We start from the raw sequence: 5,936 nt of genomic DNA on the forward strand, positions 1-5,936 counted from the left end.
ACCCGCATCGACATGAACAACCTGGTGGGTTTACACATCTAGCCGCCATCGGGATGCATGAAGAACAGGCCGAGGACGCCGAGCGCATACAGCAGCACCACCACGAACGAGTCCAGCCCCATGCGCAGCAACTGGCGCTGCGGGCGGATCACCAGCCCGGCGATGTACACCACGGTCAGCAGGATGCCCAGCCCGGTGAGGTAGAGGTCGGTGGGCTTCGCGTTCGGCAGCACCGCCTTGCCGGACAGCAGCGTCGCCATCAGGAACAGCACCGGCAGGAACGCGTTGCCGCCGAAGATGTCGCTGACCGCCATGCGGTAGTCCTTGAGGCGCATCGACTCCAGCCCGGTCGAGACCTCCGGCAGCGCGGTCGCCCCGGCCAGCACGGTTGCGCCGAACAGCGCGCCGCCCATGCCGAGCCGCGCGGCGATGTGCTCGCCGCTCACCTCCAGCACGACGCCCGCGGCCAGCGTCACCAGCGCGCCGGCGGCGAACACCAGCGCGTGGCGGGCGGTGCTGCGTCCGTTCGGCCGCGGCCGGCCGTCGGCGTCGCCGAAGCGTCGGCGCGTCTCGCCGATCACGTACAGCCCGGCGATCCAGAACGCGGCGATCAGCAGCGCGGCGGGCGTCATCCGCGCCACGATCAGTTCGGCCGGCATGTGGTGGCCGATGATGGTCAGCGCCAGCACGGCGACCACCAGCGCGCCTTCCAGCACCAGCGTCGGCGATTCGGCGCGCAAGGTCAGCGGCGCTTCACGGCCGAGGCCGAATACGTCCAGCGCGGCCAGCACCACGGTCTGGATGGCGATGCCGCCGAGGATGTTGCCGACCGCCACTTCCATGGCGCCGCGCGCGGAAGCGCTGGCGACGATGGCGATTTCCGGCAGGTTGGTGACGATCGCCAGCAGGATCATGCCGCCCAGCGCCTCGCCGAGGCCGAAGCGCGCGGCCAGCGCGTCGGTCGCGTCCGACAGATAGATGCCCGCATACCACACCGCGGCCGCGGCCACGGCGAAGATACCCAACAGGGCGGACAACGGCAGCGAGTCAGGCATGCGCGGCTCCCCGGCACGATGGCGCGATGATCGCATGCGGGGACGCGTCGATGCCGCAAGCGGCTCGTTCGAGGCGGGCAGCGGCCGCCCTCCCCCCCGACCCTCTCCCCGCCGGGGAGGGGAGACAAAACGGTATGCCGGGGATGGGGAGACAAGAAGCTACGCGGGGATAGGGGGACGGGATGGCGCGAGGGAGCGCGCGCGGACTGCCATCGCCTGCTCGAACGGCGAGGACGCAGCGCGAGCACGATGACGCGACGTTGCTCTTCCCCGCTCCCGCCATGGGCGGTAGAGGGGGCCATCGGGGTGATGCTGCGCTCGTTCGGACAGACGGCCGCTTGCGCTTCGCCGTGGCCGACGCGCGCTCGTGCTTCGCCGTGAGCGACGGCGCGCCCGGGCTTTGCCGTGGTCGCCGCCGCGCCCGGATGATGCGCCGCCGCAAGCGCCTTCGCGCCTTCCCTCCCTGTTGCGGCGCGCGCCTCGGGAGTATGTTCGGGCGATTGCCACGTCCCGACGGGAGCCGTCCATGCGTCCGAATGCCCTTCGCTTCGCCCTGCTTTGCGCCGGCCTCGGCGTTGCCGCCGCGGCACCGCTGCGCGCCGCGCCCGTGCCGCCGTCGATGACGGCCGGCCTGCAATGGCGGCTGGTCGGCCCGTTCCGCGCCGGCTGGTCCACGATGGCCGCGGGCGTGCCCTCGCAGCCCGACACCTACTACTTCGGCGCCGCCGGCGGCGGCGTGTGGAAGACGGTGGACGCCGGCCGCACCTGGCAGCCGCTGACCGATCGCCTGCCGGCCGCGTCCATCGGCGCGATCGCGGTGGCGCCCTCCGATCCGAACGTGATCTACATCGGCACCGGCCAGCCCGAGCCGCGCTACGACATCGCCGCCGGCAACGGCGTCTACAAGTCCACCGACGGCGGCAAGACCTGGCAGCACCTCGGCCTCGACGCCACGCGCCACATCGGCGACATCGTGGTCGATCCGTCCAACGCCGACATCGTCATCGTCGCCGCGCTGGGGCACATCTTCGGGCCCAACCCCGAGCGCGGCATCTATCGCAGCGAGGACGGCGGCAAGACCTGGCAGCACGTGCTGGCGATCGACGACGCCACCGGCGCGGTCGATCTCGCCATGGACCCCGCGCATCCCCAGCGCCTGTACGCGGCGACGTGGCAGGCGCGCAACTGGCCGTGGCTGAGCTACTTCACGCCGATCGTCGGCAAGGGCAGCGGCATCTACCGCAGCGAGGACGGCGGCAAGACCTGGTCGCGCGTGAACGGCGAAGGCTGGCCGACCGCTCCGCTCGGCCGCATCGGCCTCGCCGTCGCCGACACCGCGCAGGGCACGCGCATCTACGCCACGGTCGATTCGGAAAAGAGCGGCGGCGTGTACCGCTCCGACGACGGCGGCGCGCACTGGCTGCGCGTCAACGACGACGCCGGCACCTTCGGCAACTGGTACTTCAGCCGCCTCACCGTCGATCCGCGCGATGCGGACACCGTGTACGCCACCGGCCAGTCGATCCGCCGTTCCACCGACGGCGGCAAGACCTGGACCGAGATCAAGGGCGCGCCGGGCGGCGACGACTACCACGACCTGTGGATCAACCCGCGGCAACCGGATCACATGATCACCGCCAGCGACCAGGGCACGGTGATCACCGTCGACGGCGGCAAGACCTGGTCGAGCTGGTACAACCAGCCGACCGGCCAGTTCTACCACCTCGCCGCCGACGACCGCTTCCCGTACTGGATCTACTCCGGCCAGCAGGATTCCGGCACGGTCGGCATCGCCAGCCGCAGCGACTACGGCTCGATCACCTTCCGCGACTGGCACCCGGTCGGCGGCGACGAGCGCGACTACGACATCCCCGATCCCGCCGATCCGCTGATCGTCTACGGTTCCGGCCTCGGCGGCCGCATTTCGCGCTACGACGCGCGCACCGGCCAGGTGGAGAACGTCTCGCCGTGGCCGGTGTCGAGCTACGGCGCGCGGCCCACCTCGGTGAAGTACCGCTACACCTGGATCGCGCCGCTGGTGACTTCGCGCCAGGCGCCGTACGCGCTGTACGCCGGCGCGCAGGTGCTGTTCCGCTCGCTGGACCAGGGCCGCCACTGGGACATCATCAGCCCCGACCTCACCGGCAAGCGCGACGATGCGAAGAACTGCACGGGCGACGTCGCCGTCGCCGACGCGCGCGCCTGCGGCTACGGCGTGATCTACAGCATCGCGCCCTCGCCGCGGTCGAACGACGAGATCTGGATCGGCACCGACGACGGCCTGATCCAGCTCACCCGCGACGGGGGCAGGCACTGGAGCGACGTCACGCCGAAGCAGGTGCCGGCATGGGCGCGCATCGACAGCATCGATGTCTCCGCGCTCGACCCCGCCACCGCCTACGTCGCCGTCGACAACCACCGCCAGGACGACTTCCGTCCGCGCGTGCTGCGCACGCACGACTACGGCAAGACCTGGCAGGAAGCGGACGCCGGTTTGCCGGCGGACCACTTCGTCAGCGTGGTGCGCGCCGATCCGGTCAAGGCCGGCCTGCTGTACGCCGGCACCGACGCCGGCGTGTTCGTCAGCTTCGACGACGGCGGCCACTGGCAGTCGCTGCAGCAGAACCTGCCGACCGCGTGGGTGCGCGACCTGCTGGTGCACGGCAACGACCTGATCGCCGCCACGCAGGGCCGCGCGATCTGGATCCTCGACGACGTCACGCCGTTGCGGCAGATGGACGCGAAGCTGGCGCAGGCGCCGGCGCACCTGTTCGCGCCGGGCGAAGCGGTGCGCGTGCGCCCGGACAACAACCGCGACACGCCGCTGCCGCCGGAAACGCCGGTCGGCAAGAACCCACCCGTGGGCGTCGCCATCGACTACTGGCTGGGCGCGCGCGCCAAGGGTGCGGTCACGCTGGAAATCCGCGACGCCGACGGCAAGCTCGTGCGCCGCTTCGCCAGCGACGCCAGGCCGGAGGCGGTGAACGCCAAACGCTACTTCGCCGAAGCGTGGCTGAAACCGGCCGCGCCGCTGTCCGCCGCGCCGGGCATGCACCGCTTCTACTGGGACCTGCGCTATCCGCGCCCGCCGGCGATCCGCTACGAATACAGCATCGCCGCCGTGTTCGGCGAGGACACGCCGGCCACGCCGCAGGGCCCGTACGTGCTGCCCGGCACGTACACCGTGGTGCTGAAGGCCGGCGGCCGCGAATACCGCCAGCCGCTGACGGTGAAGCCGGACCCGCGCATCGCCACGCCGCTCGCCGACCTGCGCGCCTCGCTGCACTTCTCCAACGCCATCGCCGCCACGCTGGCCGACGCCTGGCGCGGCTACGGCGAGCAGCAGGCCGTGCGGAAACAGCTCGACGCGCTGGGCGACAAGTTGAGGCACGACGCCGCCCACGCCGCGCTGCGCGAGGAAGTCGCCGCTTTCGCCGCCAGGCTGTCGCCGAAGGACGACGACGCGGACGCCCTCACCGACATCAGCGAAACCCTCGCCGCCATCGAAAGCGACGTCGAATCCGCCGACGTCGCCCCGACCGACGCCCAGCGCCAGGTCGTCGCCGAAGAGCAGGACAAGCTGAAGCGCGCGCTGGCGCAGTGGCAGTCGCTGCGCGACGGCGACCTCGCCAAATTGAACGCCGACCTGCGCAGCGCCGGCATGACGGCGATCAGCGTGCCGGCGGTCGACAAGCTGGAGGTGGAATCGGCGGGGGAGGGGAAGGATTTGCCGTGAGGGGGCTGCGAGTGCGCGTTGGAGATGGGTTGTCTCACCATTTGAGACGACGTGGTGTTTCCATGGAATGGCTGGATTGGCCAGCGACATTTCGAGGACGGGAACGATGTCCGACCACCAAGTCACGTGCATCAACAAGACTAATCGCTCAAGCGCCCACGAGCGCATCCACAGCATCGGGGGCCTTAACGGGGATGGGACGCGTTGGAAGCTATCTCAGCAAGAGGCGATCGCCGGAATCGAGTCTGGCAAGTGGCGCTTCTGGGTTAGTGTGAATGGCAAGTCCGTCTGGGTCATCGTTGCGGTAAGTGCCACGGGACACAAGTACATCAAGACCCAGAACGATGGGGAACAACCCAATAACCTCCTGAGTTTGCCTGAGTGCCCGTGACCCAGCCAAATTAGGCGCTCCAGCCGGCCGTCCAACTGCTGCGTGACAGGAATTGGGCCAGCTCAAACTGACCCCGCTGTCCTCTAGCCCGCGTAGGGCGGGAGTATCCCGCCCGTCGAGATAAAGTAACGGCATGCCTCGCTATGTGCGCGCATTCATTCCCGGCGGCACGTTCTTCTTTACGGTGGCGCTGCTTGAGCGTCGGCGTCGGCTGCTCACCGAGTACATCGACCTGCTGCGGCAGGCTTTCGTCGACGTGCGGCGCGCCAAGCCATTTCGGCTGGATGCGATCGCCGTGATGCCGGACCACCTGCACTGCATCTGGACACTGCCGCCGGATGACGCGGATTTCTCCTCGCGCTGGCACGGGATCAAGGCCGGCTTTTCGCGCGGCATCCCGGCGGGCGAGCGCCTTTCGGAGAGAAGGCGGAAGAAGGGCGAACGCGGCATCTGGCAGCGCCGGTTCTGGGAACACGCCATCCGCGACGAGCGGGATTTCGAGCGGCACGTGGATTACATCCACTACAACCCGGTCAAGCACGGCCATGTCTTGCGCGCGGCGGATTGGCGATTCTCAAGCTTTTACCGGTATGTCGAGCGCGGCATCTATGCTGCCGATTGGGGCGCCTCGGATGATGTTCTCGGCCTGGACCTGGAGTGAACGCGACAGGCGGGATACTCCCGCCCTACGCGGGCTGGAAGTGGAGTGAAGGGTCTGTCAAACGAACTGTGTAACCTCGGTTTTCACAGCGCG

Annotated in this window: 4 protein-coding genes; 3 read left to right on the forward strand and 1 reads right to left on the reverse strand. The window is 69.4% G+C overall.

The window, feature by feature from the left end:
• Window positions 1–38 precede the first annotated feature (38 nt).
• Complete coding sequence (locus tag MBSD_RS07620) at window positions 39–1,055, reverse strand: sodium:calcium antiporter (protein ID WP_062536588.1); 1,017 nt, start codon at window positions 1,053–1,055, stop codon at window positions 39–41.
• 526 nt (window positions 1,056–1,581) lie between these two features.
• Between MBSD_RS07620 and MBSD_RS07625 the strand changes: the two genes are divergently transcribed.
• The 3 genes from MBSD_RS07625 to MBSD_RS07635 all read left to right on the forward strand — a co-directional run bounded on the left by MBSD_RS07625 (window position 1,582) and on the right by MBSD_RS07635 (window position 5,843).
• The gene (locus MBSD_RS07625) at window positions 1,582–4,791 is read left to right on the forward strand and encodes a WD40/YVTN/BNR-like repeat-containing protein (protein WP_062536590.1); all 3,210 of its coding nucleotides are present in this window, start codon (window positions 1,582–1,584) and stop codon (window positions 4,789–4,791) included.
• A gap of 106 nt (window positions 4,792–4,897) precedes the next feature.
• Window positions 4,898–5,182: a DUF3892 domain-containing protein gene (locus MBSD_RS07630; protein WP_082306549.1), complete on the forward strand. Its 285-nt coding sequence runs from the start codon at window positions 4,898–4,900 to the stop codon at window positions 5,180–5,182.
• A gap of 133 nt (window positions 5,183–5,315) precedes the next feature.
• Window positions 5,316–5,843: an REP-associated tyrosine transposase gene (locus MBSD_RS07635; RefSeq protein WP_062536592.1), complete on the forward strand. Its 528-nt coding sequence runs from the start codon at window positions 5,316–5,318 to the stop codon at window positions 5,841–5,843.
• Window positions 5,844–5,936: the final 93 nt, after the last annotated feature.

This window comes from Mizugakiibacter sediminis (assembly GCF_000953855.2).
Taxonomy (GTDB): domain Bacteria; phylum Pseudomonadota; class Gammaproteobacteria; order Xanthomonadales; family Rhodanobacteraceae; genus Mizugakiibacter; species Mizugakiibacter sediminis.

Excerpts from the sequence above, each read along its gene's own strand:
- MBSD_RS07620 (WP_062536588.1), bottom strand. The coding sequence starts at position 1,055 with ATGCCTGACTCGCTGCCGTTGTCCGCCCTGTTGGGTATCTTCGCCGTG.
- MBSD_RS07625 (WP_062536590.1), top strand. The coding sequence starts at position 1,582 with ATGCGTCCGAATGCCCTTCGCTTCGCCCTGCTTTGCGCCGGCCTCGGC.
- MBSD_RS07630 (WP_082306549.1), top strand. The coding sequence starts at position 4,898 with ATGTCCGACCACCAAGTCACGTGCATCAACAAGACTAATCGCTCAAGC.
- MBSD_RS07635 (WP_062536592.1), top strand. The coding sequence starts at position 5,316 with ATGCCTCGCTATGTGCGCGCATTCATTCCCGGCGGCACGTTCTTCTTT.